A 26,818-nucleotide genomic window follows, 5' to 3' on the forward strand; every position below is an offset into this window, starting at 1 on the left:
TCGGGTAAACCTAGGCAGGGGCGGTCAGCGCGTCAAGAGATGCGTCCTTTTCGGTCTTTTCGGTTTTTCGCCGGAGTCGTGCGAGGATCGACGCGGCGGCCCGCCGGGCCCGGAACGGAGGCGCGGTGCCACCACGCAAGCCCACCGGCACCATCACGCTCACCGACGTGGCGGCCGCCGCCGGCGTCTCGATCGCCACCGCCTCCAAGGCGCTCAACGGCCGCGACCAGGTGCGCGCCGAGACCCGCCAGCGCGTGCTGGACGCCGCCGAAGCCCTCTCCTTCACCCCGAACCCGTTCGCGCAGGCCCTCAACTCCCGGCGCACGGGCACCATCGGGATGCTCACCAACGATCTCGACAACCGCTTCGTGCTCCCCGTGCTGCTCGGCGCCGAGGACGCGTTCGGCGCAGGATCGACGTCGGTGCTCCTCTGCGACGCCCGCGGCGACTCGATCCGCGAGCAGCACCACATCAAGAACCTGCTCGCCAAGCGCGTCGACGGGATCGTGGTGCTCGGCCGGACGACGAACCCGCGCCCCTCGATCACGCGCACCATTCCGGTGCCGGTCGTCTACGCCTATGCGCCCTCGGAGGATCCACGCGACTCCTCCTTCACGCCCGACAACGTGCAGGCCGGCGTCCTCGCCGCCCGCCACCTGATCGAGCGCGGACGGACGAGGATCGCCCTCGTCAACGGCGAGCCGAGCTACACCGCCGCACACGACCGCGCCCGGGGCGTCGAGCAGGCGCTGACGGAGGCGGGGCTGCCGCTGGTCGGCGGCGGCGTCCTCTTCGGGCAGTGGTCCGAGAGCTGGGGGCGCCAGTGCGCCGAGACGCTGCTGCGCGCGCATCCGGACCTCGACGCGATCATCTGCGCGAGCGACCAGATCGCCCGCGGCACGCTCGACCACCTGCGCGAGACCGGCCGGCGGGTGCCGCAGGACGTGGCCGTCGTCGGCTTCGACAACTGGGACCTCCTCGTCGAGGCCGCCCGCCCGCCGCTCTCGAGCATCGACATGATGCTCGACACGCTCGGCCGTGCCGCCGCGGAGGAGCTCTCGAACGCGATCCACGGACGTCCGACCGCGGGCGTGCAGGCCATGCCCGTCCGCCTCGTGCCGCGGGAGTCCTCCGGCTGACGCCCCCACCCTCCGCGAGAACGCGGAAGACACCGCCTGCTCAGCGGTGTCCCGACGCTCGGAGCGGCGTCTCGACGCACGAGCGGGCCAGCGCGCATCGGCGAGGACACCGGAGGGACGGGCGGAGCGCGACCGAGGGCGCAGACGTGCGCCGGACCCCTCGGGAGTCCGGCGCACGGCCTGGCGGTGATCAGCTTCCGGTGATCAGCCGGGATCAGCTCCCGGTGCGCTCACCGCGGCGTCGGAGGGTGAGGAGCATCAGACCGCCGCCGAGCAGGGCGAGCAGGCCCAGCACTCCGGCGGTCGCCGTCGCTGCGGCGTCCACTCCGGTCGAGGCGAGAGCCGGACCGCGGGGACCGTTCGACCCGGACACGGGAACGACCGCGGCGTGGGAGGGCGCCGGTCGCGGCGCTGTGGTCGCGGTCGGAGTGGGCGAGGCCGTGGGCGTCGCGGTCGGCGTGGGGGTGGGGGTCGCCGTCGGAGCCACGGTCGGGGTCGCCGTCGGCGTGGTCGTCGGCGTGACCGTCGGAGCCACGGTGGGCGCGATCGTCGGAGTCACCGTCGGAGTGACGGTGGGCGTGACAGTCGGAGTCACCGTCGGAGTGACGGTGGGCGTGACAGTCGGAGTCACCGTCGGAGTGACGGTGGGAGTCACCGTCGGCGTCACAGTCGGCACGACGGTGGGAGTCACCGTCGGGGTGACGGTGGGAGTCACGGTCGGCGTGACGGTCGGGGTCACCGTCGGAGTGACCGTCGGCGTCACGGTCGGCGTGACCGTCGGAGTCACGGTCGGAGTCGCCGTCGGCGACGATCCGCCGTCGGTGGGCTCGCAGCCCGGCTCGGTGAAGTCGTTGGAATCGAGCGTGACCGCTCCCGTGCGGGCCAGTGCGCGGCCCTCGACGGAGACGCCCGTCGTCACCGTGATCGAGACCGAGGCGAGCACGGAGCCCACGAAGTCCGAGTCGGTGCCGAGCGTCGCGGAGCTGCCGATCTGCCAGTAGACGTTGCAGGCCTGCGCTCCGTTGATCAGGGCCACCGTGCTCGACGACGCCGTCGTCAGCGTCGACGCGGCGCGGATCACGAAGACCGCCTCGTTGACGCCCTCGGCGTCGAGCGTGAGCGTCCCCGTCGCTCCGACCGGTCCGGCCGCGGTGTACACCCCGGGCTTCAGCGTGCTGCCGCCGATCTCGGCGTCGACCTGCGCGGTCGTCGCCTGCGAGGCGAGCTGTCCGTAGGCGGTGCCCACGTCGGCCTGGGCCTGAGCCGCCTCCGCGTCTCCGCGGTGGATCACTCCGTCCGTCCGTCCGGGCGGGAACCCGGTGACGGCGGTCAGCGGGCTGACCCCGACGCTCTGGTCCAGGACGCTCGACCCCGTGTTCGTCACGGTCGACGCGGCCAGGACCGAGTAGTCCTCCGCCGTGCCGAGGTCGGAAGCAGTGGCCGCCTGCGCCGAGACGCCGGCGAAGAGCGCGGCGCCGACGACGGCGAGGACGACACCCGTCCCGATCGCCCCTCTTCTGCGGTTCTGCCGATGACGGCGGAGCGAGGTACGAGAGGACACGTGCGGCATGAGGCCAGCGATCTGCCCACGTCAGCGTGAGCTCAATAACCCGAGGTGGGAGGCTCGAACCGTGGGTCGCGCTCCTCGCCCGCGTCTACGCCGCGACCCTGACGGGGGGCAGGATCCGCCGACGGCGTCCCCCGACCCGGGACATGGCCGCCACAGGAGTCCTCGCGCCGGTGACGGCGGACCCGGCCGGCGGAGCGGATCAGCGGTGACGCCCGCGGCACCCGAACCGGTCGGAGTGCTGTGCGTCCCGAAGCCCTCAGCCGAGAGCCGCCACCCGCTCGATCACGCCCTCGCCCAGCCGGGCGACGTACCCCTCCGGATCCGGCCCGGCCGGCGCCAGCTGCACGTGGTCGATCCCCAGCGCCGCGTACTCCTCCATCGCGCGGACGAAGCCGTCGGGGTCGCCGATCGGATCGCCGCCCCCGGTGATGGTCTTCGTGATCGTCGCGTAGTCGCGCCCGAGGTCGTCGCAGTGCCGCTTCAGCACGTCGAGCTTGTGCGCCACGTCGTCCGCGCCGGTGCCGAACAGGTTGCAGGCGTCGCCGTACTGCGCGACCAGCCGCAGCGTCTTCCTCTCGCCGCCGCCGCCGATGAGGATGGGCGGGCCGGGCTGCTGGATCGGCGCCGGGTGGTTCAGCGTCTCGGCGAGCCGGTAGTGCGTCCCCTCGAACGGCCCGTCGTCGTCGCTCCACATCTGACGGCAGATCCGCAGCGTCTCCTCCAGCCGCTCGAACCGCTCCTTCAGCGGCGGGTACGGCACGCCGAGCCCGAGGTGCTCGCGCTCGTACCAGGCGGCGCCGATGCCAAGCATCGCGCGTCCGCCGGAGAGCACGTCGAGGGTGGTGACGATCTTCGCGAGCAGTCCCGGATGGCGGTACGTCACGCCGGTGACGAGGAGCCCCAGCCGCATCCGCTCCGTCCGGCCGGCGACGAAGCCGAGCGAGGTGTAGCCCTCGAGCATCGGATCCTCGCTCGTCGCGAAGTGCTCCATCTGGAAGTAGTGGTCCATCAGCGTGAACCAGGCGCAGCCGACGTCCTCGGCCGTCCGCGCGGTCGCTCCGAGGATCGGCGCGATCTGCGCACTCCCCCCGGTCAGAGTGAAGTTCATGAAGTGAATGCCGAGCTGCACGCGCGTCTCCTGTCGTCCCGGGATGTCCAGGAGCCAGTGTGCGCCGAGCCACCGCTCAACACGCCGACGCGCCCGCCTCTGAGCGGCGTCTCATCCGTTCCGCGGCGTCTCGGCCGATCGCACCCGTCGAGGCGCGGCCGCGCTCACTCGCAGACGCGGAAGCGGTTCCGGTCGAACCCGATGACGTCGCCGACGACGAGCTGGCGCCCGCGGCGCAGATCGACTTCGCCGTTGACGGTCACCATCCCCTCGGCGACCGCCTCCTTGGCCTCGCCGCCCGAGAGGATCCCCGCGAACTTGAGGAACTGGCCCAGGCGGATCGACCCGCCGCCCAGCGGGACGTCGACGGGCTCGGGGACGGCAGCGGCGCCCTTCACGTCTGTGAACGCGCCCGCGAAATGTCGCCGCAGGCCCCCTGGATCAGCGGGTTTCCCACGTAAGTGTCGCCGCAGTTTCCAGCACAACGTGTCGCTCCGAACATGCCCGCGTGATTCCGCGGATCTGAGGCCTCGATGGGGTCATTCGGTGGCCCCTCGCCGCGCAGGAAGTGCCCGGCGGCCATACGAGGTCGGGTTGGCACAGACTTCGGGTTCAGTCTCCACGAAGCCTTCCTCGGCGTCGCGGTCGGCGTCGGAGCTGCCGCCCTGCGCGGCCTGCTCGAACGGGCTGGCTGCCGGAAAAGCCGCAACAAGCGAGGCGTCAGGGCGATGTCGGTGCGGCTGTTTCGCATGCATGCCTGCGGGCGAAGCACTAGAGGGCGTTCTTCGTGGTCGCCAGGTACTCCGGCGTGGCGAGCGCTTGCATGGAGAACCAATGTGTCGCCTCGAGGCTCGCCTCCAGGTGTCGCCAACCGTTCGAGACGAACGAGCTCGTCTGCGCGCCGGTGAACATATAGACGACGGCTCGAGCGGCAGTCGGGATATCGACCTCGGCGCGAAGATTGCCTTCAGCTCGTGCCTGTTCGAGAAACAACGCTATCGCGTCGAGCCAGACTGGATCCGGCAACTTCGCAACGCCGGGAAATTCAGATGAGGCTTGTGCGACGAGACGCAGGCCTGCTTGCGCCGTTGGATCGTGCTGCACTGCTCTCGCGAGGGACCGGGACAGCGTGAGCAGTGAAGCGAGGCCGTCGTCGCCCGACTCCAGAATCGAATCCCGGAGGAGGATGAAGCCCTGGTCCTGGCGGCGGATGATCTCCTCCGCCACCTCGATCTTGCCCCTGCGGAAATGAAAGTAGAAACCACCCTGCGTGACGGATGCTGCTTCTAGGATATCGGCGACGCGAGCGGTCGAGTAGTGCAGGCGCGCAAACACCTTCGCCCCACCGAGAATAATCGCCTCTCGTGTGGCGATCCCGCGTTCCTGTTGTGCCACGCGCACCTCCGACTGATCCCAAAGCCACTCTATCGGCCCATGGTTCAGCGTCTCTGCCGTCTGGTCCCCGTTCGGGAGGGTTCACGCTGAGTAGCCGAACGCCGCGCTGGCGCTCGCACCGTGCTCGGATGTCGAGACCAACCTCACGTCGCGGAGGGTTCGGCCGCCGATGACGACCTCGGCGTTCCTGCGCACGGACGTGCGAGCGGAGAATCGAGCCTGGCCGCCGGACGGAGCGGGCGTCCGAGAGACGGAGGCGCGCCTGAGCCAGAGGTTCGGTACAGCGGAGCGGCTGGTGTCATTGACGGCGTAGATGAGGACTTGCGCCAACTGACCGAACATGACGAGTTCATCGACGGCGTCAAGGCGGGGCGGGGCGGCTGAGTACCCTGCCTGGGATGATGTGACGGAATGGGACGTCTCGAGGTGTCCATCGACGAGGTCCACGCGATCGACGTGGGACGACATCTGGTTCGAGTCGCCTGCTGCCGCATGGGTGAGGCCGGGTGCCGCCTCGGCTGCGCCCGGTCGGGCTCGGCTCGGGGCGCACTCCAAGTCGACGTCCAGTCCGCCGATACAAGCCCGCAATGACTTGGTGCTGACGAGCGGTCCGCCGTGATCGGTCGTGATGCCGATGGGGACAGAGCCCACATCAGTCGTCGCCACACGTCCGGCGACGACTGAGAACCCTGTGACATCGAACGGCCCTTCCCACCAAGCGCCGCGATTCGTGTTCTCACACAGGCTGATGGTCTTCAGCGCCAGGCTGATCGCATCGATAGAACTGAGATGCACCTCGCGGGGATCTCCTGCCGCGTCCAGCGACCAGCGGGGCGGATAGATCGCCTGCTTAACCGCCGAAAGTCGGATCCTGTCACCGTCGACGTGTTCGGCCACCTGGCTGACGGTATGCCTGATGTGTCGATGACCCGAACCGAAGTATCGGCCGGACTCCTTGCCGAGTATCTCCTTTAATGGCCGCCCATCAAAGTGGTGCATCTCGTCCCTTCGGATCTTCTGATCGGTCTGGTGATATGTGCACGCCTGGAAGGTGTCTCGCCGGATTCGATCCCAGGATCTCGAGCGGCGTCATGCACCCGGACCGTGCCTCGGCTGCGAGGGCTGCCGGTACTTCCAGGTAGATCGCAGCCGCAAAGGCTGTTCCAGACCCAGCAGTCAGAACGAACGATGCACGATCGCCGGCGCTGCCTTCCACGGTGACTCGGAGACGAGGCTTGATGATGGTGCTCGCGGTCGACGTGAGCATCCGAGGCCGCGTTCGCCGATGTGATGGAAGCCTGAGAGGGCGAACTCCGTGCAGCGAAGCCAGCACTCGCAGGAGCGGGAGTAGCAGAAGGAGCTGGCCGCGAGGCAACCCGAGCTCGGCGAACACCTGGATGTCGGTCGCCGCCGTCGTCCTCCGCAGAGCGAACAGGTCGCCGGTGTGCAGTGTCAGGTGAGAGCTCGTCTCAGAGGTCTCAACTGCTCTTCCACCTCTCAGCCTGACCAGCGTCCCGGACCGGAAGCGCCAGCTTCCTGAAGCGAGAACTGCCTGCGACGAAGCTGTGACGCCTGGTGACTTCGAAGTCCTGCCACTCGCGAGGCTCGTCAGGCTGACCTTCTGCGGCTGGTCTATCGTTCGGAGCGCATGCTCGGCGAGCACTTCGGCCAGATACGTGCCGAACCCCGCGCCGGGTACCACGGCGATGCCGCATTCTCGCCAGTGGGCATCCCGTTTCCACGCGTACTCGTGTGTGCGGCCCTCATTCGACAGGTCAGCGTAGGAGACGCAACCTTCCGCGCTGGCCTCCATGAGCGGCTTCGCGGTGGAGGACCATGGTCCGGCTGCGTTGATCATCCCGCTGACGCCGTCGAGGTGTTGCGTCAGGGAGCTCGCACGCTGCCGGAGGTCGAGCTGCATCCTCGCGACGCCGTACCGGTCAGCCAGCATGTCGAGACTCGCGCCGTCGCGCCCGGCGAGGAGGAACGGCATGCCCCGGCGCCTTGCCTGCATCGCGAGTTCCGCTGCAACCGAGCCCGTGCCGTAGATCAGCCAAGGTGTCACCGGATCGACAGGGATGGTGCTCTCCCGGAGTGCATCGTGCTGGACGCTAGGGGAGGGGCGCTGCTCGCCGGTCGTCGTCGACGCCCGGCGGGGGGACCTGGCGTGCCGCGCGCACGGCGATCGCGCTTCCGAGCAGCACGAAGATCAGAAACGCCGACAGGCCTGCGAGCACGAACGCGTTCGAGTGCGTGGGGTCGACCACGAGGCTGAGCGAGCCCCCCGTGACTGCCAAGAATGCGCCGATCCACACGCAGGGTCGGGCTGCCTGATGGCCCCGCTGCCAGGCTTCATCGGAAGCCATGACCGAGGCTGCTCTGATCCCGACCAGGTTGTTCGGGCCGAGTCGCCCTCGGGCGGCGCATTCGACGGCTGCGACGACGGCAGCAGCAGCGAACACGAGGACGAGCACTCCGAAGACCATGAACCAAACATACATGCACGGTTGTATGTCGTCGTTCGCGCCGTCGGTCGTCGCGCCAATTTTCGCGCCCAGAAACAAAGCACCGTACATGTTTGGTTTGATTCGACGAGTCTGCGAAGTGCAGCTCGCGATGTGGCGCTGGCAACTCGCCTCCGCTCCACTGGTCCACGAGCCCGTCCCTGGCGCTCGAGGCCATCACTCTTGGGGGAACATTGGCTATCAGGATGAAGTCGGCTGTCTCGGTGCTGTGTGCGGCAGCGTTGGTACTCGCGGGGAACCTGCCTGCGGTTGCGGCGCCCTCCGGCGCGAGCCTTGTTGCACAGCACGAGGCGGCGACGACGACGTCGTACACGGACCACGACATCATCAGCTTCCTGGTGCTCGGCTCGGGTCCGGTCTACGAGGACCACAAGGCACTCTCGCCGTATGCGCCGGAAGTGGATAGCGTCACCGTCGAAGCACGAGACGAGATGTACGCCCTGTTCATGGGTGTCGAACCGAACTTCAACGAGCTCGTTACCGTGCCGCTGCAGTCCGGTGATCCTCGTCTCGTCGACGTTGCACTCGAGAACTTCTCCGAGATCTCCTACGGCGTAGCGGAGGTCATGGGGCTCAACGTGCCCGACAAGGAGGAGTTCGTCTCGGCGCGATCGATCGTCTTCGTCGTCGTCGTGGCTGCTGTCGCCGGAGCGGCCGTGGCGACGGTCGCCGGGGCGGGGAACGTGCGATGGGTCTGGAACACCATCGATTTCTGGGGGACGAGCACTGAGCAGAGCCCGATCTCGCATGAGAAGCGCGCGGCCCAGTTCGCTGCGGCTCTCGGCAAGTAGGTGAGGCTGCCTCCGCGCTCGAGGGAGAGGGGAGTGATCGCGGACAAGGCTGTCTGGTTCTTCGGGGCAGCCTTGGCCGTGCTCGCTGTTTGGATCGGGGCAAGCGTGTACTTCGTGCTCCCGCCCAATGTCCTGTCAAGTGAGTCGGACGTGCACAAGAACCTGCAGCTGGCATTCACAACGGTCTCCCCACAGGGGTGGGGGTTCTTCACGAACGCACCACAGGCGACTGAGATCGCCGCATATGACGCGGAGACGATGGCGTCGTTGATGCTTGCACCTCAAGGGCGGGTGGAGAATCTCTTCGGCCTCAGCAGGGCGCAGCGGGCGCAGGGGCCCGAGCTCGCACAGCTCTCCGAAGCCGTCGGGCAGTGGCACGAGTGTGAAACTGGCCAGACCCGCGAACACTGCCTCGCCGAGGCCAGTTCATTGCAGCCACAGAAGATCACCGTGAACCTCGCTCACCGTACGCTTTGCGGCCCGATCATTCTGACCACAGAGACGTTCACGCCCTTCGAATACCGAGAATTCGATCTCCCCATGCACTCCATCGAGACCTTCACGACCGTGGACGCGGTGTGCTGATGCACGAGCGACCCGGGCCAGCGCTACGGCTCCAGATCGCCTTGCAATCGTTGGAGGTTCGGCAGCGTGCCTTCACGCTCGGCCGCGGCGCTCTGGCGGCCGCCCAGATCTCCATCCTCGTTTTCACGCCGTTCAGCGCACTGATGCAAACGGTCGGAGGAGCCGAACCGGCGCCTTACTGTGCTGGGGCGCGGATCATCTCCGCCTTCTGCATCGGTGGTCCAGAGGTGCCCTCGATCGTGCGGGTCATCGTCATGATTGTTTTGCTGGGCCTCGTGCTCGTCGGGTTCCTGCCGAGGGTGATGGCGTTCGTTCATGCCTGGATCGCCATCTCCATCTCCACCGGAATCTCATTGCCCGATGGCGGCGATTCTGTGGCCGCGATCGTCTCGGTGATCATCATCTTCATCATGGCTGCGGATGATCGGAGATGGGCATGGTCCAAGGAGCGCCGGCCCGTCGGACCAGTCGGTCGAGGTGTTGCACTCGCTGGGATCTATGCCCTGCGACTCCAGGTGACCTTGATCTATCTCAATAGTGCATTTGAGAAGTTCAACGTCGATGACTGGTCCAACGGATCGGCCGAGTACTACATCTCTCGCGGGTACATGTTCGGCGCAAGCGGCCTCATCGCAGATGTGCTGCACTGGGCGACGTCAGTCCCGCTCCTCTTAGCCGTCATCACCTGGGGTGTCATCGTCGCAGAGATCTGCATCGGAATTCTCGTTGTGACCATTGACTTCGGTCGACGGATCGCGTTCATTATGGCGGTCGCATTGCACGTCGGGATCATCCTCAGCATCGGGCTGTGGAGTTTCGGGATCATCATGATCGCAACCGTCGGGATCGCGACGATGAAGCTCGTCCCGTCCTCCGCTTCGCCCGGTTCTGCGAGTGACGAGGACGACTCTCCATCGATCCTCGGAGACGACGATGCCGTTCGGCGATCGGAGGTGTTGTGATGCTGCGATTCCTCCGGTCGGCCAGGCCGCGGCAAAGGCGTGAGGCGCCGAGCACGGGTGGTTGCGTCCGGCGCGCAGTCCGCACGGATCACGCCTACTGGCGCAAGCTCGCCGTTCCGCTCCTCCTGTGCTCGGTGCTGGTCGGATGCAGCCTGAATCTGGGAGAAACTGTTCCGACAGCGGGCACAGACCTGACCGCTGAGGAACTCCGGACCCAAGATCTGATGCTGTGGGCGGTCGAACGGCTGAACGCAGAGGAGGACTTGACCACTGAGGCTGTCGAGTCGAAATCGGACGCGGGTGCGTTCGACTCGGAGTCCACCGCGCATCTGGTCACCATGGTGAATTCGAGCCTTCGGCCCCTGGGCCCATACACGGTGAAGTCCTTCGAACTTCGACCCGAGGGAGCTCTTGCTGTCGTCCGCAATCGGCTTGGCATTCTCCTCGATCTGCAGATCACCGCGAACGCGAACGGAGAGCTCAGCTCGCTCGTCGTGAACGCGGCGGTTGCCACTGCATCACCATCGATTGCATCCTTTGCCGAAGCAGCGGCTCGTCTCGAAGCGCTCGTTCCTGCGTCATCACTGCTCATGCAGGTGACACGCGGATCGCACACGGAGTCGGTTCACGAGCGGGCGCACGACGTTCTCCGTCCGGTTGGATCGGTGATGAAGCTGTACGTTCTGGCAGCTGTAGTGGAAGCGATCAAAGAAGGGGATCTCTCCTGGGAGGACGTGCTCATGATCGACGATGGGAAGAAGAGTCTCCCAACCGGTCGGCTGCACCTCGAGCCGGACGGAACAGAAATTAGCGTGTTCGAGCTCTCACGTTTGATGATGCAGATCAGCGACAACACAGCAGCCGATGTTCTCATGGACGCTGTCGGAGCCCAGCGGTTGTCGGCCGCGGTGCGCGATCTCGGGCATCACCAACCTGACCTCCTCGAACCGTTCCCGACGACGAGGAAAATGTTCCAGTTGACGCTCGGCGGCGACACGTCGCTCGCGAACGACTGGAACGAGGCATCCAGCGAGGCTCGCCATGGCATTCTTGAGAAGTTGAGCAGTCAGCCGCTGACCGTGGACCCGGCATGGATCGAGCGCGCGCCGTTCTGGCCACGCGACATCGATTGGTTCGCGAACGCTGAAGACGTGGCGAGTGCGCACCGGGCGGTCGTGGAGCTGGGACGCGACGATCCGCGCATGTCGCAGATCCTCCGGTCACCCGAGATCGCGTCTTCTTCGCCGTTTGTAGAACGCGGGTTGGTGACACTCTCGGAGAAGATCGGAAGCTCGCCAGGCGTCGTGGCGGTCACGCTGGTTGCCGTGGGGAGCGACGGTGCCGTCTATTCCGTGGTTGCCCTGGGCGTATCCGAACAACCCGGTGACCCACTGGAGCTCTATCGATCGAAGTTCATCGATGTTGCCAGGAGCGCCCTTGACCTATTGATCGAGTGACGCGACATCTCGGATTCTCGACAACCGGTTCGGATCCGTTCAGAGCACGGCGCGGCTGGCGTTCACCTGCTGTTCCGGTGAGGCGGCGTGTCCGATGATAGCATTCCCGCTGAGGAGCGCCGACAATTTCGATGCAAGGAGAGCGCTTCGGCAATTGGCTCACCGGCAAGTGTGGGGAGTGGCCGAGATCGATCCGACGCCGATTGTATTCGGACGCGATCGGAAGCAGTCTGCCGTCATCGATGCTATTGCACGGCACGCTGAACAATACGGTTCCAGCCGCAGTTCGGTCTTGCCTCGGTGCCCTTACATGCACCTCGCACTGAGTAGGTCAAATTGGGAAGATCATGACCGGGATTCGCCCCTGTCGGTAGCACACGTCAGACCGCCGGGATGTCGGCGAAACGCGAGAAGTGGCCGTGGAAGCCCACGGTCACCGTGCGGGTCGGGCCGTTGCGGTGCTTGGCGACGATGAGGTCGGCCTCGCCCGCGCGCGGGTTGTCCTTCTCGTAGGCGCTCTCGCGGTGCAGGAGGATCACCATGTCGGCGTCCTGCTCGATCGAGCCGGACTCGCGGAGGTCCGAGATGGCGGGGAGCTTGTCGGCGCGCTGCTCGGGGCCTCGGTTCAGCTGCGAGAGCGCGATGACCGGCACCTGCAGCTCCTTCGCGAGGAGCTTGAGGGCACGCGAGAACTCCGAGACCTCCTGCTGGCGGCTCTCGACCTTCTTGCCGGAGGTCATCAGCTGCAGGTAGTCGATGACGACCATCTTGAGCCCGACCCGCTGCTTGAGCCGGCGGCACTTCGCCCGGATCTCGACGAGGGTCATGTTGGGCGAGTCGTCGATGTAGAGCGGCGCGTCGTTGATCCGGCCGCGGGTGGAGGCGATGGTCGTCCAGTCGCGCTGGTCGACCGTGCCCTTGCGCATGTGCTGCAGCGGCACGGACGCCTCGGCCGAGAGAAGGCGCATCGCGATCTCGCTGCGCCCCATCTCGAGGGAGAAGAAGATCGTGGCCATGTTGTGCTTGATCGCGGCGGCGCGGGCGAAGTCGAGCGCCAGCGTCGACTTTCCGAGCGCGGGGCGCGCGGCGACGATGATCATCTGCCCGGCGTGGAAGCCGTTGGTCAGGTCGTCGAGGTCGGCGAAGCCGGTGGGGACGCCGGTGAAGCTGCCGTCCTTGTGAGCGGCCGCCTCGATCTCGTCGATCGCGACGGTCACCGCGTCGGTCAGCGGGACGTAGTCCTCCGCCGTCTCGGAGCCGGTGACGTTGTAGATCTCGGCCTGCGCCGTGTTGACCAGGTCGAGCACCTCGCCCTCGCCCTGGTAGCCCATCTGCGCGATGCGGGTGCCCGCCTCGACGAGGCGGCGCAGCAGAGCGCGCTCGGCGACGATGGAGGCGTAGTAGCCGGCGTTGGCCGCGGTGGGGACCATCGAGGTGAGCGTGTGCAGGTAGTCGGCGCCGCCGGCCCGCTGCAGCTCGCCCTGCTTCGTGAGCTCGTCGGTGACCGCGATGACGTCGGTCGGCTCGCCGTGCGAGTAGAGGGCGAGGATCGCGTCGAAGACGATCTCGTGCTTGGGGATGTAGAAGTCGGTGCCCTTGACGCTCTCGACGACGTCGGCGACCGCGTCCTTCGAGAGCAGCATGCCGCCCAGCGCCGACTGCTCGGCGAGGAGGTCGTGCGGAGGGGTCCGCTCGTTCCCGCGCGACTCGCCGCGGTCTCCGCGACCGTCCCGTCCGTCCGAGCCGGGTACCGCCAGGTGCGCGATCGTCATGCCTTCGCCTCCTCCTGTCGGGTGCTGCGCGTCCGGTCGATCCGGTGCCGGGATCCGGTCTACCAGCGACCTCCGACAGCGGCGCACGGGCGCCTGCCCGCACCCCTCGCGGGGCGCTGCGCCACCCTACGGACCGCCGCCCGCGGCACGCAAACCGCCCTGTGGAGAGAGCTGTGCAGAACCGAGGGGAAACGCCGGGCCCACTGTGGGCAACATGTGCACAACCCTGTGGGAACAGCGGTCGTCGGCAAGTTTTTTCTGGGCCCTGACCAGGCATTCACCGCTTTCCACAGGTGTGTGGGGAAAAGAGTCTCAAGACCACAGTGAAGGTTGGTCCCGCCGGAGGGTGTATGTGGATGGAGCTGTGGAGAACGGGAACGACGAAGGGCGGTGCGAGGGGACTCGGAAGTCCCGTCGCACCGCCCTCCGCGGCGTTCTCGCGGCCTTACTTGGCCGCGACCACCTGCAGCTTCACAGTGGCCTGGATGTCGTCGCGCAGACGCACCACGGCCTCGTGCTCGCCGACGTGCTTGATCGCGTTCGAGATGACGATCTTGCGCTTGTCGAGCTCACCGAATCCGGCCGCCGCCACCGCGTTCGCGATGTCGGAGGTCTTCACCGAGCCGAACAGGCGGCCGTCCTTGCCGGCCTTGACCGTCAGCTTCACGCGGTTGGCCTCGAGGACCTGCTTGGTGTGCTGGGCCTCTTCGATGGTCTTGTGCTCACGAGCGGCTCGCGCCGACTTGATCTGCTCGACCTGCTTCTCGCCACCGCGGGTCCACGCGACGCCGAAGCCCTGCGGGATGAGGTAGTTGCGGGCGAACCCGTTCTTCACGTCGACGACGTCGCCGGCCGAGCCGAGTCCGTCGACCTCGTGGGTCAGGATGACCTTGGACATACCGTTACCTACCTTCCGCTGCCGGCGTAGGGCAGGAGCGCCATCTCGCGGGCGTTCTTGACGGCACGGGCGATGAGGCGCTGCTCCTGAACGGAGACGCCGGTGATACGACGGGCGCGGATCTTCCCGCGCTCCGAGATGAACTTGCGGAGGGTCGCGACGTCCTTGTAGTCGATGACACCCACGCGGACCGACTTCGCGGGGGCCGCGTTCTTCGCGCCCTTGCCGCGGATCGGCTTGCGGCGGTCGCCGCTGCTCTTTCCAGCCATAGTGGTTTCCTTAGATTCTGGTTCGCCCCTGCCCCGCCGCGAGCGATCGCGGTGCGGGGGAGGCGTGATTCAGGTGAGGAGAGCGTCCGAGCCGAGGCTCAGAACGGCGTCTCGTCGTTGTAGCTGCCCGGCGTGCTCCACACGTCGCCACCGGCGGGAGCGCTCGGCGCCCACGGCTCCTCGGCCTGACCGCCACGGTTGCCGCCGGCGTTGCCGGAGCCCCCCTGACCGCCGCCGCCGAAGCCGCCCTGGCCGCCGCCGATCTGACCGCCGTTGCCCTGGCCGCCACCGGCCTGGCCGCGTCCGCCTCCACCGGAGGCGCGCGTGACCTGTGCGGTCGCGTAGCGCAGCGAGGGCCCGATCTCGTCGATCTCGAGCTCGATGCTGGTGCGCTTCTCGCCTTCCTTCGTCTCGTAGGAGCGCTGCTTCAGGCGGCCGGTCGCGATGACGCGGCTGCCCTTGGTCAGCGTCCCTGCGACGTTCTCGGCGAACTCGCGCCAGACGGAGGCGCGGAGGAACAGCGCTTCGCCGTCCTTCCAGTCGTTCGCCTGACGGTCGAAGGTGCGCGGCGTGGAGGCGATGGTGAAGTTCGCGACCGCGAGCCCGCCCTGCGTGTAGCGCAGCTCGGGGTCGGCGGTGAGGTTCCCCACCACGGTGATGATCGTCTCGCCGGCCATGAGCGCTACGCCTTGGGAGCGGCCGAGGCCTTGGCAGCCTTGCGGGCGGCCTTCTCGTCGGCGAGCTTCGCGGCGGCCGCGACCTGGGCGATGCCCTCTTCGGCCCGCAGCACCTTGGTGCGCATGACGGCCTCGGACAGCTTCAGCTGACGGTCGAGCTCGTTCGCTGCGGCGGAGGTCGACGTGAAGTCGACGACGGCGTAGATGCCCTCGGACTTCTTGTTGATCTCGTACGCCAGACGACGGCGGCCCCAGACGTCGACCTTGTCGATGGATCCACCATCGGTGCGGATGACGTTGAGGAACTTGTCGAGACTCGGAGCGACGGTGCGCTCATCGATCTCGGGGTCCAGGATGACCATGATCTCGTACTGATGCGTCACTAACCCACCTCCTTCGGACTGAACGGCCACGGTATTTCCGTGACAGGAGGGTATGTAGCATCTGCCCACTCCCGCGGACGCGAGTGCGTCTGGTCGTGGACAACCTGTACAGACTACAACAGGACCGCCGCGACGCGCCGGACGGATCCGCTCGAGGCGCACCACCCCGGGTGCAGGGCGGGGCGGGCACGCGGCCCGGCTCAGCGCCTCAGCGAGACGCCCACCACTCGCGGAGCCGCTGCGTCGCGACCTCCTCGCCGAGCGGCCCCTCCTCGAGCCGCAGCTCCAGCAGGAACCGGTACGCCTGTCCGACCTCGGGGCCCGGGGCGAGGCCGAGGATCTCCATGATCCGCGTGCCGTCGAGGTCGGGGCGCTTGGAGGCGAGCTCCTCCTTCTCGGCGAGCTCGGCTATGCGCGCCTCGAGGTCGTCGTAGGCGTGCGCGAGCCGGTCGGCTTTGCGACGGTTGCGCGTGGTCACGTCGGCCCGGGTGAGGATGTGCAGCCGCTCGAGCAGGGGCCCGGCGTCGGTCACGTAGCGGCGCACCGCGGAGTCGGTCCACGCGCCGTCCGTGTACCCGAAGAAGCGCAGGTGCAGCTCGATGAGGCGGGCCACGTCCTTCGTCGTCTGGTTGTCGAACTTCAGGGCGCGCATCCGCTTGATCGCGAGCTTGGAGCCGACCAGGTCGTGGTGGTGGAAGCTCACCGCTCCGGCCGGCTCGAGCCGCCGCGTGGCCGGCTTGCCGATGTCGTGCAGGAGGGCGGCGAGCCGCAGCACGACGTCGGGCGCGGCTCCGGGGTGCCGCGACTCCTCCAGCGCGATCGCCTGCTCCAGCACGGTGAGGCTGTGGGTGTAGACGTCCTTGTGGTGGTGGTGCTCGTCCTGCTCCAGGCGCAGCGCGGGCAGCTCCGGGAGGAAGCGACCGGCCAGACCGGTGTCGACGAGCAGCTCCAGGCCGGCTCGGGGCGAGGCGGTCGCGAGGAGCTTCCGCAGCTCCTCCTGCACGCGCTCCGCCGAGACGTCGTCGATCCGGCCGGCGAGCTCGGCCATCGCCCACTCGACCTCGTCGGTGGTGCGGAAGCCGAGCTGCGAGGTGAAGCGCGCGCCGCGGAGCATCCGGAGCGGATCGTCGCCGAAGGAGAGGTCGGCGGGGGAGGGGGTGCGCAGCCGGCCGGCGAGCAGGTCCTCCACTCCTCCCGAGGGATCGACGAGGACGACCTCCGGGAGCCGCAGCGCCATCGCGTTGACCGTGAAGTCGCGCCGCACCAGGTCGCCCTCGAGCGAGTCGCCGAACTCGACCTCGGGCTTGCGGCTCACCCCGTCGTAGCTGTCGCTGCGGTAGGTCGTGATCTCGACCGTCTCGCCGGCGACGCGGGCGCCGATCGTGCCGAAGGCCCGGCCGATGTCCCAGTGCGCCTCGGCGATCGGAGCGACGATCCGCACGATGTCGTCGGGGCGCGCGGAGGTGGTGAAGTCGAGGTCGTGCACGCCGTGGCCGAGGAAGGCGTCGCGGACCGGGCCGCCGACCAGCGCGAGCTCGTGGCCCTGGGCTGCGAACGCCTCCGCCAGCCGCGCCACCGTGGGCGTCCCCGCGAGCGCGCGGAGGGTCTCGAGAGCGGTCTGGACGCTGTGCATTCGCACGATCCTAGTGGCGGGGGGTGTCCCGGCAGCGGGTGACCGTGCCAGGGGGTTACGCGGGGGAACCGCCTGCACAGCGGACGCACCGCCTGCCCCGAGGAGGGCTGCCCGTAGAATCACCCGCATGGAGGCCGAGTGAGTCCGATGCATCGGCGCGACCCCTCCCTCCGCTCCCGCCGCTCGCGGGCGGCCCTCCTCCTGCTCCGCTCGGCAGGTGCTGCCGCCCTCGCGCTCGGCCTGACCGGCGTGGCCTCCCCCGCCCTCGCGGCCCCGGTCACCGCCGCGACGGCGACCTCGACGCCCGCTCCCGGCACCGTCACCACGACCGCCGGGGCCGGCAGTGACGGCGTCCTGCGGCCCGGCCAAAACCTCGAGCTCTCGATCGCCGTGCGCAACGGCACCACCGAGGCGATCGACAGCGCCGGCGTGACGGTCGCCCTCTCCTACGCCACCCTCGACACCCGCGCGGAGCTGCACGACTGGCTCGACGCCGAGGCCGACAACGACACCGACCCGGTCCGTGCGACCGCCCAGCTGCGCCTGCTGCCCTCCAGCACCGCCGAGGCCGGCCTCACCGTGCCGGTCGACCAGATCCCCTTCTCCAACGACCGGACCGCGCTCGGCACCCACGCCGTCCTCGTCACGGTCACCGGTCCGGGTGGTGTCGTCTCGACCGCCCGCACGGCCGTCGAGCTGACCGACGACGCGGCGGCCCCGGAGCCCGAGACCGGCGTCAGCGTCCTCGTCCCGCTCACCGTCCCGGACACGGCCGACGGCCTGCTCTCGGCCGAGGCCCTCGCCGACTACACCGACGGCACGGGGACCCTCACCCGGCAGCTCGACGCGGTCGCGGGGAAGGGCGTCACGATCGGGGTCGACCCGCGCATCCTCGCCTCGATCCGCATTCTCGGCAGCGCCGCTCCGGAGTCCGCCCTCGACTGGCTCGACCGGCTGCAGTCCGTGCCGAACGAGCGCTTCGCCCTGCCGTACGCCGACGCCGACGTCTCGGCCCAGGCGCAGGCCGGGCTCTCCGCACTCCTCTCTCCCACCTCCTTCGAGTACGCGATCGACGACACCCGCTTCGCCGCGGTCCCCGGCACCGCCAGCCCGGCGCCCACGGTCGCCGTCGACTCCGACCAGCCGGCCGAGGACCTGCCGGCGCGTCCGAGCACCGAGTCGCTGCTCGCCTCCGACTGGAGCACCTCCCTCGGCAGCGTCGCGTGGCCCGACGAGGGCACCCTCCGGGGGTCGGACCTCGACGTCTACGCGGCCAGCGGAGTGCACCGCACGGTCGTCCCCTCCTCGGGTCTCCTGCTGCCGGAGGAGGTGACCACGACCTCGCGCGCCACCGTCGGCGACTCGGACCTGGTCGTGGCCGACTCGCGCCTCACCGAGGCGTTCGACGCGGCCGCCACCGCCACCGACGACACCGAGTGGCGCGCCCGCATGTCCGAGATCGCCACCGATCTCGCCGAGGTGCAGGAGGAGGGGACCGCGCCGGACGTCGTCCTCACCCTCGGCCGCGGCTCGGCGATCGGCGCCGCGCGCCTCTCCGAGACCCTCGACGCGATCGAGTCGCTGCCCTGGGCCCGCGGAGTCGCCCTCTCCACCGCCCTCGCCGTCCCCGCGACCGAGGGCGCGAGCGTCGTCGACTCGCCGGAGTCGGAGTCGCGGCTCGACCGGGTGCGCGACCTGCTCGACGCCGGCTCCGAGGTCGAGGCGTTCTCCTCCGTGCTGCAGGAGCCGGAGCTGCTCTCGGGCAAGAGCCGCAACGACGTGCTGGCGCTGCTCTCGGTGACCTGGCGCGGAGACGGCAGCGGCTGGGGCGACGCCGTCGGCGCGGCCATGACCGAGGCCGACCGGACGCTCTCGCTGGTGTCGATCGACGCGACCGGCAGCATCCTGCAGGTCTCCCGCGACTCGAGCATCCCCGTGTACGTCCGCAACGAGCTCCCCTGGCCGATCGCCGTCCGCATCCAGGCCTCGACCTCGAACGCCGTCCTCGACATCGACGAGGAGGCGATCGAGACCACCGAGATCGACGCCCGCTCGCAGGGCCGCGTCCTCATCCCCGTGAAGGCCCGGGTCGGCAACGGCGAGACGAGCCTCGGCCTGCAGCTGACCTCGGCGCAGGGCGTCCCCATCGGCACCCCCACGGGCATGACGACCAGCGTCCGCGCCGACTGGGAGACCGTCGGCACTCTGGTCATCGGGATCGCGCTCGTCGTCGTCTTCGGAGCCGGCATCCTCCGCAACATCCGCCGTCGCCGTCGAGGCGACACCCCTGAGGACGAGGAGGACCCGAACGCCGTGCTCGAGGTCCAGCCCGATCTCGACGACCAGCGATCGGACCCGCGTGGCTAGCTTCTCCCTCGGACGCGCGAGCGCCGTCCTCGCCTCCGGCACGATGGTCTCGCGGATCCTCGGCTTCATCATGTCGATCGTCATGGCGAACACGATCGGAGCCGCGGTCGCGCCGGGCGCGGACGCCTTCACGACGGCGAACCTGCTCCCCAACACGATCTACTCGATCATCGCGGGCGGCGCTCTGAACGCCGTCCTCGTCCCGCAGATCGTGCGGGCGGGCCTCGACGCCGACGGCGGCCGCGGCTACATCAACCGCCTGCTGACCCTGGCGCTCGGCCTGCTCCTGGTGACCACGATCGCCGCCACGGTCCTCGCTCCCCTGCTCGTGCGCCTCTACGCGCCCGGCTACGGACCGGAGCAGTACCAGCTGGCCGTCGCCTTCGCGTTCTGGTGCCTGCCGCAGGTCTTCTTCTACGGCCTGTTCACGATCCTCGGCGAGGTGCTCAACGCCCGCGGCTCGTTCGGCCCCTTCACCTGGGCGCCCGTGCTGAACAATGTCGTGGTGATCGCCGGGCTCGTCGCCTTCATGGTGCTGTTCGGCGCCGATCCGGAGGGGAACCGTCCGGTCGACTCGTGGTCCCCGGCGATGGTCACCCTCCTCGGCGGGAGCGCGACGCTGGGCATCGTCGTCCAGTCGCTGTTCCTGATGCTCTTCTGGCGGAGGGTCGGCGTCAGCTACCGCCCCGACTTCCGCTTCCGGGGCGTCGGCCTCGGCACGGCCGGGCGGATGTCGCTGTGGTCCTTCGCCACGGTGCTGCTGACCATCGTCGCCGGCATCGTCGAGAGCCAGGTCTCCTCCACCGCGTCCGGCGAGGGGCCCTCGGCCGCGGCGCTGCAGAAGGCGTGGCTGATCTTCATGCTGCCCCACTCGGTCATCGCGATCTCGATCGCCATGGCGTACTTCACCAAGATGAGCGGCCACACCGCACGGGGGGAGATGAAGGAGTTCCGCTCGGACGTCTCCACCTCGCTCCGCCTGGTGCTGATGATGCTCGTCTTCGCCGCCGCCGCGATCGTCGTGGTCGCGGTGCCGTTCGGCTCCGTCTTCACCGACTCGTTCGCGGACGCGCAGGCCATCGGAGCGATCGCCATGGCCTACGTGATCGCCCTGCCGCTGTTCTCCTCGATCGCCATCATGCAGCGCGCGTTCTACGCCCTGAGCGACGGAGCGCGGCCGTTCCTGTTCACCCTGGTGCAGGTCGTCGTGGCGGTCGCCGGGTACCTGATCGTGCTCCGGCTCCCCGCCGACCGCACCGCCGTCGGCATCGCCGCTGCGACCTCGCTCGGCATCTGCGTGCAGGCCCTCGTGGCGGCCCTCCTCCTGCGCCGCCGGCTCGGCGGCCGCGGAGGCAGGCGGATCCTCGTCAGGCTCGCGCAGTTCGTCCTCGCCGCGCTGCCCTCCGCCGCCGCCGGCTACGGCGTCCTGGTCGCCCTCGGCGGCACGCGCGCGGGCGGTTTCGCCGTCTCGAACTACGTGGAGCCGCTGCTCTCGATGGCCGCGATCGGCACCGTGATGGCGCTCGTCTACTTCGCGGTCCTCTGGTTCCTCCGGGTGCCGGAGCTGCGCGCCGTCCTGGCTCCGGTGCTCCGCCGACTGGGCCGCTGATGCGGCTCCGGTAAAAGCCTGGTCAGATCGCATTTTCAGGGCTGCTGCATAGAGCGGCGCGTGGCACCACCGGCACTCCCGGGCCCGCGGAATAGTGCCCGCCTAGGATGTGTTGTAGCCCACGGAGCCGCGGAACGATTCGAGCGACCGGCTCCGGGTGCTCGGCTCCCGCCCCACCCGTCACCGCTCGTACAGAACCCGAGGAGTTGCCGTGCGCGACATCGTCATCATCGGATCCGGCCCCGCCGGCTGGACCGCCGCCATCTACGCGGCGCGCGCCGAGCTGCACCCGGTGGTCGTGGCCTCGTCGGTCGAGATCGGCGGCGACCTGATGAACACGACGGACGTCGAGAACTTCCCCGGCTTCCCCGACGGCGTCCTCGGCCCCGAGCTGATGACCTCGATGCAGGCGCAGGCCGAGAAGTTCGGCGCCGAGACCTTCTACGACGACGTCACCTCCCTCGATCTCGAGGGCGAGGTCAAGACCGTCCACCTCGGCTCCGGCGAGAGCATCGAGGCGAAGACCGTCGTCGTCGCGACCGGATCCGCCTACCGCAAGCTGGGCCTCCACGATGAGGACCGCCTGTCGGGACACGGTGTCTCGTGGTGTGCCACCTGCGACGGCTTCTTCTTCAAGGGGAAGACCATCGCCGTCGTCGGCGGGGGCGACTCCGCCATGGAGGAGGCGACCTTCCTCACCAAGCACGCCGCGAAGGTCTACGTGATCCACCGCAAGGACTCTCTCCGCGCCTCGAAGGTCATGCAGAAGCGCGCCTTCGACAACGAGAGGATCGAGTTCATCTGGAACGCCGAGGTCACCGGCATCACCGGTGAGAACCACGTCGACGGCGTGAAGCTGCGCGACACGGTCGACGGCACCGAGTCCCACCTCGACCTCGACGGCCTGTTCATCGCGATCGGCAACGACCCGCGCACGCACGTCGTGCACGGCAAGCTCGACCTCACGACCGAGGGCACCATCTCGGTGCTCGGCCGCTCCTCCCAGACCTCCGTTCCCGGCGTCTTCGCCGCCGGCGACGTGATCGACCCGACCTATCGTCAGGCCGTCACCGCCGCGGCATCCGGAACGGTCGCCGCCCTCGACGCGGAGCACTACCTCGCTTCGCTCGCCGATGGCACCGCCCACACCGAAGGCTCACCCCGGGCCGAGCTCATCACCCGCTGACCGTCCGGTCATCGCACATCGGAGCCGGCAGCCCGCCGACTCGTGAAGGAGAGAACACCATGTCCACCGCGAAGAGCGTCACCGACGCATCGTTCCAGTCCGACGTCCTCGACTCCGAGAAGACCGTCCTGGTCGACTTCTGGGCCGAGTGGTGCGGTCCCTGCCGCATGGTCGCACCGATCCTCGACCAGATCTCGGCCGAGCACGGCGACAAGATCGAGATCGTCAAGCTGAACGTCGACGAGAACCCGCAGACCGCTGCGAAGTACCAGATCACGTCGATCCCGGCGATGAAGGTCTACCAGAAGGGCGAGGTCGTGAAGACCGTCATCGGCGCCAAGCCGAAGCCGGCCCTCGAGGCCGACCTGGCCGCGTTCCTCTGAGTTCGCACCCCTGACCGCCCTCTGCGGTCTCCGAGAGCCCCTGTCACGTCGTGACGGGGGCTCTCCTCGTTCCCGGGGCTGTTTCACGTGAAACAGCCCTGCCGGGGCGCAGGCCACGATCCCTGCGGTGGCGACCGACCGCCCCGCCGCAGCACAGGACCGGCCGGTACTGTGGATCCACCCGGCTCCGGCCGGAGAGACCCTGTCCACCGAGCGAAGCGGAACCATCGTGACCAACCGCGGCACCAACCTCGACCCCTGGTACAACTCCTATGCGGAGCGCACGGCCGGTCTGGCCGCCAGCGAGGTCCGAGCCCTGTTCGCCGTCGCGTCACGCCCCGAAGTGGTCTCGCTCGCCGGCGGCATGCCGTTCGTGTCCGCGCTCCCCCAGGACCTGGTGACCGGCGCCATCGACACCGTGATGCGGGAGCAGGGACCCGTCGCGCTGCAGTACGGGTCGGGCCAGGGCGTCCCCGTCCTGCGCGAGCAGATCCTCGACGTCATGGCCCTCGAGGGCATCTCCGCCAGCGCGGACGACATCGTGGTCACCACGGGCTCTCAGCACGCCCTGGAGCTCGTCTCGAAGCTGTTCCTGGACCCGGGGGACGTCGTCCTCTCCGAGGGCCCCAGCTACGTCACGGCGATGGTCATCTTCCGGTCGTACCAGGCCGAGGTCGAGCACGTCCCGATGGACGAGCACGGGCTCATCCCCGCCGCCCTCCGCGAGCACATCGCCCGCGTGCGCGCCGCCGGCAAGACGATCAAGTTCCTGTACACGATCCCCACCTTCCACAACCCCGCGGGCGTGACCCTCAGCTGGGAGCGCCGCGTCGAGATCCTCGAGATCTGCAAGTCCGAGGGAATCCTCGTGCTCGAGGACAACCCGTACGGCCTCCTCTACTTCGAGGACGTCCCACCGAAGGCGATGCGCTCGCTGGAGGAGGACGGGGTGATCTACCTCGGCACGTTCTCGAAGACGCTCGCTCCCGGCTTCCGAGTGGGCTGGGCTCTCGCTCCGCATGCGATCCGCGAGCGGCTGATCCTCGCCAACGAGGCGGCCGTCCTCAGTCCGTCGTCCTTCAGCCAGCTGGTCATCTCGAAGTACCTCGAGACAGCCGACTGGCGCGGACAGATCGACACCTTCCGGGGCGTCTACCGCGAGCGGAAAGAGGCGATGCTGAAGGGCCTGCAGACCCATCTGCCCGGCCTCAGCTGGACGAACCCGAACGGCGGCTTCTACGTCTGGGTCACGCTGCCCGAGGAGCTCGACTCCAAGGCGATGCTGCCGCGCGCAGTGAAGGAGCTCGTCGCGTACACGCCGGGTACCGCGTTCTACGGCAACGGAGACGGACGTCAGAACATCCGCCTCTCGTTCTGCTACCCGACGCCGGAGCGCATCGGTGACGGCATCCGCCGCCTCGCCACGGTCATCAACGGAGAGCTCGATCTGCTGTCGACCTTCGCGGGCACGGGCCGACTGAGCAACGCCGACGCGAGCAAGCGTGACGCCGTCCTGCCGCCGAACGTCTCCTGACACCGCTCCTTCAATAAGAAAGCCCTGGTCATGACCGATTTCTCTGTGCTCGACCGTACACTCGACATCGTCGTCATCAGCGGTGGCATCAGCCACGAGCGCGACGTCTCCCTGCGGTCGGGCCGTCGCGTGGCGGACCGTCTGTCCGCCATGGGCCACCGCGTCTCCCTGCACGAACCGGACGCCGGCCTCCTCTCGACGCTCCTGCAGAAGCGTCCCGACGTCGTCTGGCCCGCGGTGCACGGAGCGAGCGGCGAGGACGGTGCACTCCTCGGGCTCCTCGAGGCGGCGGGCTTCGCCTACGTCGGCTCGCAGACGGACGCGGCGCGCCTGGCCTGGTTCAAGCCGACCGCGAAGACGCTCGTCGCTCGCGCCGGCTTCTCGACTCCGCGCTCCGTCACCCTCCCCCGCGAGACCTTCCGCGAGCTCGGAGCCGCCGGAATCCTGGAGCAGGTCGAGGCACACCTGCCGGGCTCCCTCGTGGTGAAGCCCGCTCAGGGCGGTTCAGCCCAGGGCGTCAGCATCGTGACGGAGTCGTCGCAGCTCCCGCGAGCGATGGTCGAGGCGTACACCTACGGCGACGTCGTGCTCATCGAACAGCAGATCCAGGGGACCGAGGTCTCCGTCGGTGTTCTCGACCTCGGTGACGGTCCTCTCGCCCTGCCGCCTGTCGAGATCGCACCCGTCGCGGGCCAGTACACCTTCGAGGCGCGCTACAACGCGGGGGAGACGCACTTCTACACGCCGGCACGGATCTCGCCGGAGATCACGGAGGAGGTGTCCCGCGTGGCCGTTGCGATCCACGAACTGCTGGGACTCCGCCACCTGTCGCGGCTCGACTTCATCATCGACGACGCCGGACTCCCCTGGTTCTTCGACGCGAACGTCCTTCCCGGAATGACCGAGACCTCACTCGTTCCCCAGGCCATTGAGGCATCCGGCCGCTACCTCGGCGACGTCTACTCCACCCTCGCGAAGCTCGCCGCCTCCTGACTCGATGCCGTTTCACGTGAAACGGTCCGCTGCGCGTACGCTCCTGATCACATGGCTGCTGAGTTCTGAACGAGTGCTCGAATCCATGCCAGACGAGTAGTTGCGTCGCGGCCGATTAGGACCCTCTATCGCCGCCTTCTCCCTAAATGCGGGTCGAGTAGCCGCTCAATAACGGGTCCACGTCTTCATCAGCAGACCAGTAGTGCCAACTCGGGGAAGAACCCGAGGCCGCGTATCGACTCCCACCAACGTTAGACATCTGTCGCCGCGCCGGCCGATTATCCGCAGATCAGCGTGGTACATCCCGCCCCCGCCGCCACCTTTTCACCAGGCCCACGGGCATCCATCGCCACCTGGTCCTCGTCGTCATGCTGGTCGAGTAGACGCATTGCCGCGTATCGAGACCCGGCCACCCCCAATGGGTACCTGGCGGGCGTTGCCTGGAGCGATGTATCCACGCCCACTGTCTGGCTATATCCGCAGACATACCGGTGAAGAGCAGTAGTGCGTCGAATCGAGGCTCACCACGATCGCCACCCGCGCCATCTCTGGGGAGACACAACATGGTCGATCGACGCTGATCGACACCAGGCACCCGTCGCCATGCTGGTCGAGTAGCCACAACGGGACGTACCGAGACCCACGGCCCGAAGGGACCCCTTTAGCTTGGTTCTCCGACCTCAACTTTGCCTTGGGGGGTGGTGTCTCTATTCCGCTGGTCAGGCGAGCAATCTCTTTCGAGCATTGCGGTCGAAGTCGGTCTCACGATGATCCGCATGGGCGTCCAATGTTCTCGGCAGGGGCGTTTCACGTGAAACGCTTCCGCAGCCGTTGAGCAACTTCGAACCGAAATGCTGCGCCCGTTGGAGCGAGTCGAGCCGACGAGGGCCTACTCTCCTACATGACAAGCTCGTAGCTCTTCAATGGATAGGCCGCCCTAGATCGGACCGTTTCACGTGAAACGGCCCTTCCATCGTCTCCTTCAGTGCTCTCTGCGGGCGACCGCCGACGGGGTCCCCGTCAAACCTCGGCGAACCCACTCATCACATCTGCATGATCCGCGAAAACGAAGCGATACTGCATTTCGTCTAAACGTGCCCCCCCGGCCGGCCAATTTCTGGAGGCTCAGGAAGCACTCCTCACCGGCTACTTGCGATGCACGGACAGCCGAGGTGATCCTCATCTCGGCGGCCAACGTAGGAATGTTTCACGTGAAACATTGCGCACGCGAATATCGGCGACCATGACGTCGCCCTGGGCAGCGGAGAGCGCCACCGAGTACGACCCGCCCAGGAACCCGTCCTGCGCCCGCCAGCGAGTCACCGAAAGCGACATGAACTCCGGAGGTCAACGAGGTCTGAACTCAGCCAACCCTAGATCCGGCGCTCCACGCCTACTCAACCGCCATATAGGCGCATCGTGAGCTGCTCTATCCAGAGATCAATGCCCCAGATACCCGGCGATCGTCACCGATCCGCAATACCAGCCGTATTCTCGACCAGGACCGGAGTCAGCAGCGCCCCGCAGAACCCGGAACCACTTCATCGGACTGTACCGGTCAGAAGGGCCTATCAATCCGAGA

24 protein-coding genes are annotated in these 26,818 nt (G+C 68.0%); 11 read left to right on the plus strand and 13 right to left on the minus strand.

Annotated features, from left to right (window positions below; translation table 11 throughout):
- The first annotated feature begins 125 nt into the window (after positions 1–125).
- Entirely contained in the window at positions 126–1,139 is a 1,014-nt protein-coding gene (locus C5C55_RS03840) for a LacI family DNA-binding transcriptional regulator (protein WP_104225800.1), read from the plus strand.
- A gap of 214 nt (positions 1,140–1,353) precedes the next feature.
- On the opposite strand, the gene C5C55_RS03845 is transcribed toward C5C55_RS03840, so the two are convergent.
- The 7 genes from C5C55_RS03845 to C5C55_RS03870 all read right to left on the minus strand — a co-directional run bounded on the left by C5C55_RS03845 (position 1,354) and on the right by C5C55_RS03870 (position 7,788).
- A complete protein-coding gene (locus C5C55_RS03845) occupies positions 1,354–2,700 on the minus strand; it encodes an ice-binding family protein (RefSeq protein ID WP_181067766.1) in 1,347 nt (448 codons plus the stop codon).
- 265 nt (positions 2,701–2,965) lie between these two features.
- The gene (locus tag C5C55_RS03850; RefSeq protein WP_374953254.1) at positions 2,966–3,838 is read right to left on the minus strand and encodes an LLM class F420-dependent oxidoreductase; all 873 of its coding nucleotides are present in this window, start codon (positions 3,836–3,838) and stop codon (positions 2,966–2,968) included.
- 143 nt (positions 3,839–3,981) lie between these two features.
- Entirely contained in the window at positions 3,982–4,215 is a 234-nt protein-coding gene (locus tag C5C55_RS03855) for an RNA-binding S4 domain-containing protein (RefSeq protein WP_104232979.1), read from the minus strand.
- Between the two features lie 373 nt (positions 4,216–4,588).
- Positions 4,589–5,212 carry a TetR family transcriptional regulator gene (locus C5C55_RS03860; protein ID WP_104232980.1) on the minus strand — a complete coding sequence of 208 codons (624 nt, stop codon included), beginning with the start codon at positions 5,210–5,212 and terminating at the stop codon, positions 4,589–4,591.
- A gap of 81 nt (positions 5,213–5,293) precedes the next feature.
- Positions 5,294–6,211 carry an AvrD family protein gene (locus C5C55_RS03865; protein ID WP_146080882.1) on the minus strand — a complete coding sequence of 306 codons (918 nt, stop codon included), beginning with the start codon at positions 6,209–6,211 and terminating at the stop codon, positions 5,294–5,296.
- The gene (locus tag C5C55_RS16255; RefSeq protein WP_146080883.1) at positions 6,198–7,277 is read right to left on the minus strand and encodes a saccharopine dehydrogenase NADP-binding domain-containing protein; all 1,080 of its coding nucleotides are present in this window, start codon (positions 7,275–7,277) and stop codon (positions 6,198–6,200) included. Before C5C55_RS16255 ends, C5C55_RS03865 begins: the two co-directional genes overlap by 14 nt.
- A 46-nt stretch (positions 7,278–7,323) precedes the next feature.
- Positions 7,324–7,788, minus strand: coding sequence for an SdpI family protein (locus C5C55_RS03870; RefSeq protein ID WP_104232982.1), 465 nt, complete (start codon positions 7,786–7,788; stop codon positions 7,324–7,326).
- 134 nt (positions 7,789–7,922) lie between these two features.
- On the opposite strand from C5C55_RS03870, the gene C5C55_RS03875 reads away from it, so the two are divergent.
- From C5C55_RS03875 to C5C55_RS03890, 4 genes are read left to right on the plus strand one after another with little or no spacing between them, the layout of a single operon-like run.
- A complete protein-coding gene (locus C5C55_RS03875) occupies positions 7,923–8,528 on the plus strand; it encodes a hypothetical protein (RefSeq protein ID WP_104295087.1) in 606 nt (201 codons plus the stop codon).
- A 33-nt stretch (positions 8,529–8,561) separates the two neighbouring features.
- Positions 8,562–9,113 carry an SdpA family antimicrobial peptide system protein gene (locus tag C5C55_RS03880; protein ID WP_181065488.1) on the plus strand — a complete coding sequence of 184 codons (552 nt, stop codon included), beginning with the start codon at positions 8,562–8,564 and terminating at the stop codon, positions 9,111–9,113.
- Positions 9,113–10,075 (plus strand): sporulation-delaying protein SdpB family protein, encoded by a 963-nt coding sequence (locus C5C55_RS03885; RefSeq protein WP_258072494.1) that lies wholly within the window; start codon positions 9,113–9,115, stop codon positions 10,073–10,075. Before C5C55_RS03880 ends, C5C55_RS03885 begins: the two co-directional genes overlap by 1 nt.
- A complete protein-coding gene (locus C5C55_RS03890; protein ID WP_181067767.1) occupies positions 10,075–11,532 on the plus strand; it encodes a serine hydrolase in 1,458 nt (485 codons plus the stop codon). The genes C5C55_RS03885 and C5C55_RS03890 overlap by 1 nt, the downstream gene beginning before the upstream one ends.
- Before the next feature lie 380 nt (positions 11,533–11,912).
- On the opposite strand, the gene dnaB is transcribed toward C5C55_RS03890, so the two are convergent.
- The 6 genes from dnaB to C5C55_RS03920 all read right to left on the minus strand — a co-directional run bounded on the left by dnaB (position 11,913) and on the right by C5C55_RS03920 (position 17,164).
- The gene (dnaB, locus tag C5C55_RS03895) at positions 11,913–13,304 is read right to left on the minus strand and encodes a replicative DNA helicase (RefSeq protein WP_104225797.1); all 1,392 of its coding nucleotides are present in this window, start codon (positions 13,302–13,304) and stop codon (positions 11,913–11,915) included.
- Between the two features lie 445 nt (positions 13,305–13,749).
- Positions 13,750–14,202 carry a 50S ribosomal protein L9 gene (gene rplI, locus C5C55_RS03900; RefSeq protein WP_104222692.1) on the minus strand — a complete coding sequence of 151 codons (453 nt, stop codon included), beginning with the start codon at positions 14,200–14,202 and terminating at the stop codon, positions 13,750–13,752.
- Positions 14,203–14,210: 8 nt separating this feature from the next.
- Positions 14,211–14,471, minus strand: coding sequence for a 30S ribosomal protein S18 (gene rpsR / locus C5C55_RS03905; RefSeq protein ID WP_055784551.1), 261 nt, complete (start codon positions 14,469–14,471; stop codon positions 14,211–14,213).
- A 98-nt stretch (positions 14,472–14,569) separates the two neighbouring features.
- Positions 14,570–15,148, minus strand: a complete 579-nt coding sequence (locus tag C5C55_RS03910) for a single-stranded DNA-binding protein (RefSeq protein ID WP_104222691.1) — start codon at positions 15,146–15,148, stop codon at positions 14,570–14,572.
- A gap of 5 nt (positions 15,149–15,153) precedes the next feature.
- Positions 15,154–15,531: a 30S ribosomal protein S6 gene (gene rpsF, locus C5C55_RS03915; protein WP_068207796.1), complete on the minus strand. Its 378-nt coding sequence runs from the start codon at positions 15,529–15,531 to the stop codon at positions 15,154–15,156.
- A 208-nt stretch (positions 15,532–15,739) separates the two neighbouring features.
- Positions 15,740–17,164 carry a CCA tRNA nucleotidyltransferase gene (locus tag C5C55_RS03920; protein ID WP_104225796.1) on the minus strand — a complete coding sequence of 475 codons (1,425 nt, stop codon included), beginning with the start codon at positions 17,162–17,164 and terminating at the stop codon, positions 15,740–15,742.
- A 147-nt stretch (positions 17,165–17,311) separates the two neighbouring features.
- Here C5C55_RS03920 and C5C55_RS03925 point away from each other — a divergent pair, with 147 nt between their 5' ends.
- From C5C55_RS03925 to C5C55_RS03950, 6 genes are all read left to right on the plus strand, one after another.
- Positions 17,312–19,531, plus strand: a complete 2,220-nt coding sequence (locus tag C5C55_RS03925) for a DUF6049 family protein (protein WP_104232987.1) — start codon at positions 17,312–17,314, stop codon at positions 19,529–19,531.
- Positions 19,524–21,140, plus strand: coding sequence for a murein biosynthesis integral membrane protein MurJ (gene murJ, locus C5C55_RS03930; RefSeq protein WP_258072485.1), 1,617 nt, complete (start codon positions 19,524–19,526; stop codon positions 21,138–21,140). Before C5C55_RS03925 ends, murJ begins: the two co-directional genes overlap by 8 nt.
- Before the next feature lie 211 nt (positions 21,141–21,351).
- On the plus strand, positions 21,352–22,326 hold the full coding sequence (trxB, locus tag C5C55_RS03935) for a thioredoxin-disulfide reductase (RefSeq protein ID WP_104232988.1): 975 nt from the start codon (positions 21,352–21,354) through the stop codon (positions 22,324–22,326).
- A gap of 59 nt (positions 22,327–22,385) precedes the next feature.
- On the plus strand, positions 22,386–22,709 hold the full coding sequence (trxA, locus tag C5C55_RS03940) for a thioredoxin (RefSeq protein ID WP_104222687.1): 324 nt from the start codon (positions 22,386–22,388) through the stop codon (positions 22,707–22,709).
- Positions 22,710–22,911: 202 nt separating this feature from the next.
- Positions 22,912–24,243 (plus strand): PLP-dependent aminotransferase family protein, encoded by a 1,332-nt coding sequence (locus C5C55_RS03945; RefSeq protein ID WP_374953301.1) that lies wholly within the window; start codon positions 22,912–22,914, stop codon positions 24,241–24,243.
- A 30-nt stretch (positions 24,244–24,273) separates the two neighbouring features.
- Positions 24,274–25,236, plus strand: coding sequence for an ATP-grasp domain-containing protein (locus C5C55_RS03950; RefSeq protein WP_104232989.1), 963 nt, complete (start codon positions 24,274–24,276; stop codon positions 25,234–25,236).
- The last annotated feature ends 1,582 nt before the right edge of the window (positions 25,237–26,818 follow it).

It is taken from the genome of Rathayibacter sp. AY1C2 (genome assembly GCF_002931195.1).
Taxonomy (GTDB): domain Bacteria; phylum Actinomycetota; class Actinomycetes; order Actinomycetales; family Microbacteriaceae; genus Rathayibacter.

Excerpts from the sequence above, each read along its gene's own strand:
- C5C55_RS03865 (WP_146080882.1), bottom strand. The coding sequence starts at position 6,211 with ATGCACCACTTTGATGGGCGGCCATTAAAGGAGATACTCGGCAAGGAG.
- C5C55_RS03870 (WP_104232982.1), bottom strand. The coding sequence starts at position 7,788 with ATGTACGGTGCTTTGTTTCTGGGCGCGAAAATTGGCGCGACGACCGAC.
- C5C55_RS03875 (WP_104295087.1), top strand. The coding sequence starts at position 7,923 with ATGAAGTCGGCTGTCTCGGTGCTGTGTGCGGCAGCGTTGGTACTCGCG.
- C5C55_RS03885 (WP_258072494.1), top strand. The coding sequence starts at position 9,113 with ATGCACGAGCGACCCGGGCCAGCGCTACGGCTCCAGATCGCCTTGCAA.
- C5C55_RS03890 (WP_181067767.1), top strand. The coding sequence starts at position 10,075 with ATGCTGCGATTCCTCCGGTCGGCCAGGCCGCGGCAAAGGCGTGAGGCG.
- dnaB (WP_104225797.1), bottom strand. The coding sequence starts at position 13,304 with ATGACGATCGCGCACCTGGCGGTACCCGGCTCGGACGGACGGGACGGT.
- rplI (WP_104222692.1), bottom strand. The coding sequence starts at position 14,202 with ATGTCCAAGGTCATCCTGACCCACGAGGTCGACGGACTCGGCTCGGCC.
- rpsR (WP_055784551.1), bottom strand. The coding sequence starts at position 14,471 with ATGGCTGGAAAGAGCAGCGGCGACCGCCGCAAGCCGATCCGCGGCAAG.
- C5C55_RS03910 (WP_104222691.1), bottom strand. The coding sequence starts at position 15,148 with ATGGCCGGCGAGACGATCATCACCGTGGTGGGGAACCTCACCGCCGAC.
- C5C55_RS03920 (WP_104225796.1), bottom strand. The coding sequence starts at position 17,164 with ATGCACAGCGTCCAGACCGCTCTCGAGACCCTCCGCGCGCTCGCGGGG.
- C5C55_RS03925 (WP_104232987.1), top strand. The coding sequence starts at position 17,312 with ATGCATCGGCGCGACCCCTCCCTCCGCTCCCGCCGCTCGCGGGCGGCC.
- trxA (WP_104222687.1), top strand. The coding sequence starts at position 22,386 with ATGTCCACCGCGAAGAGCGTCACCGACGCATCGTTCCAGTCCGACGTC.
- C5C55_RS03950 (WP_104232989.1), top strand. The coding sequence starts at position 24,274 with ATGACCGATTTCTCTGTGCTCGACCGTACACTCGACATCGTCGTCATC.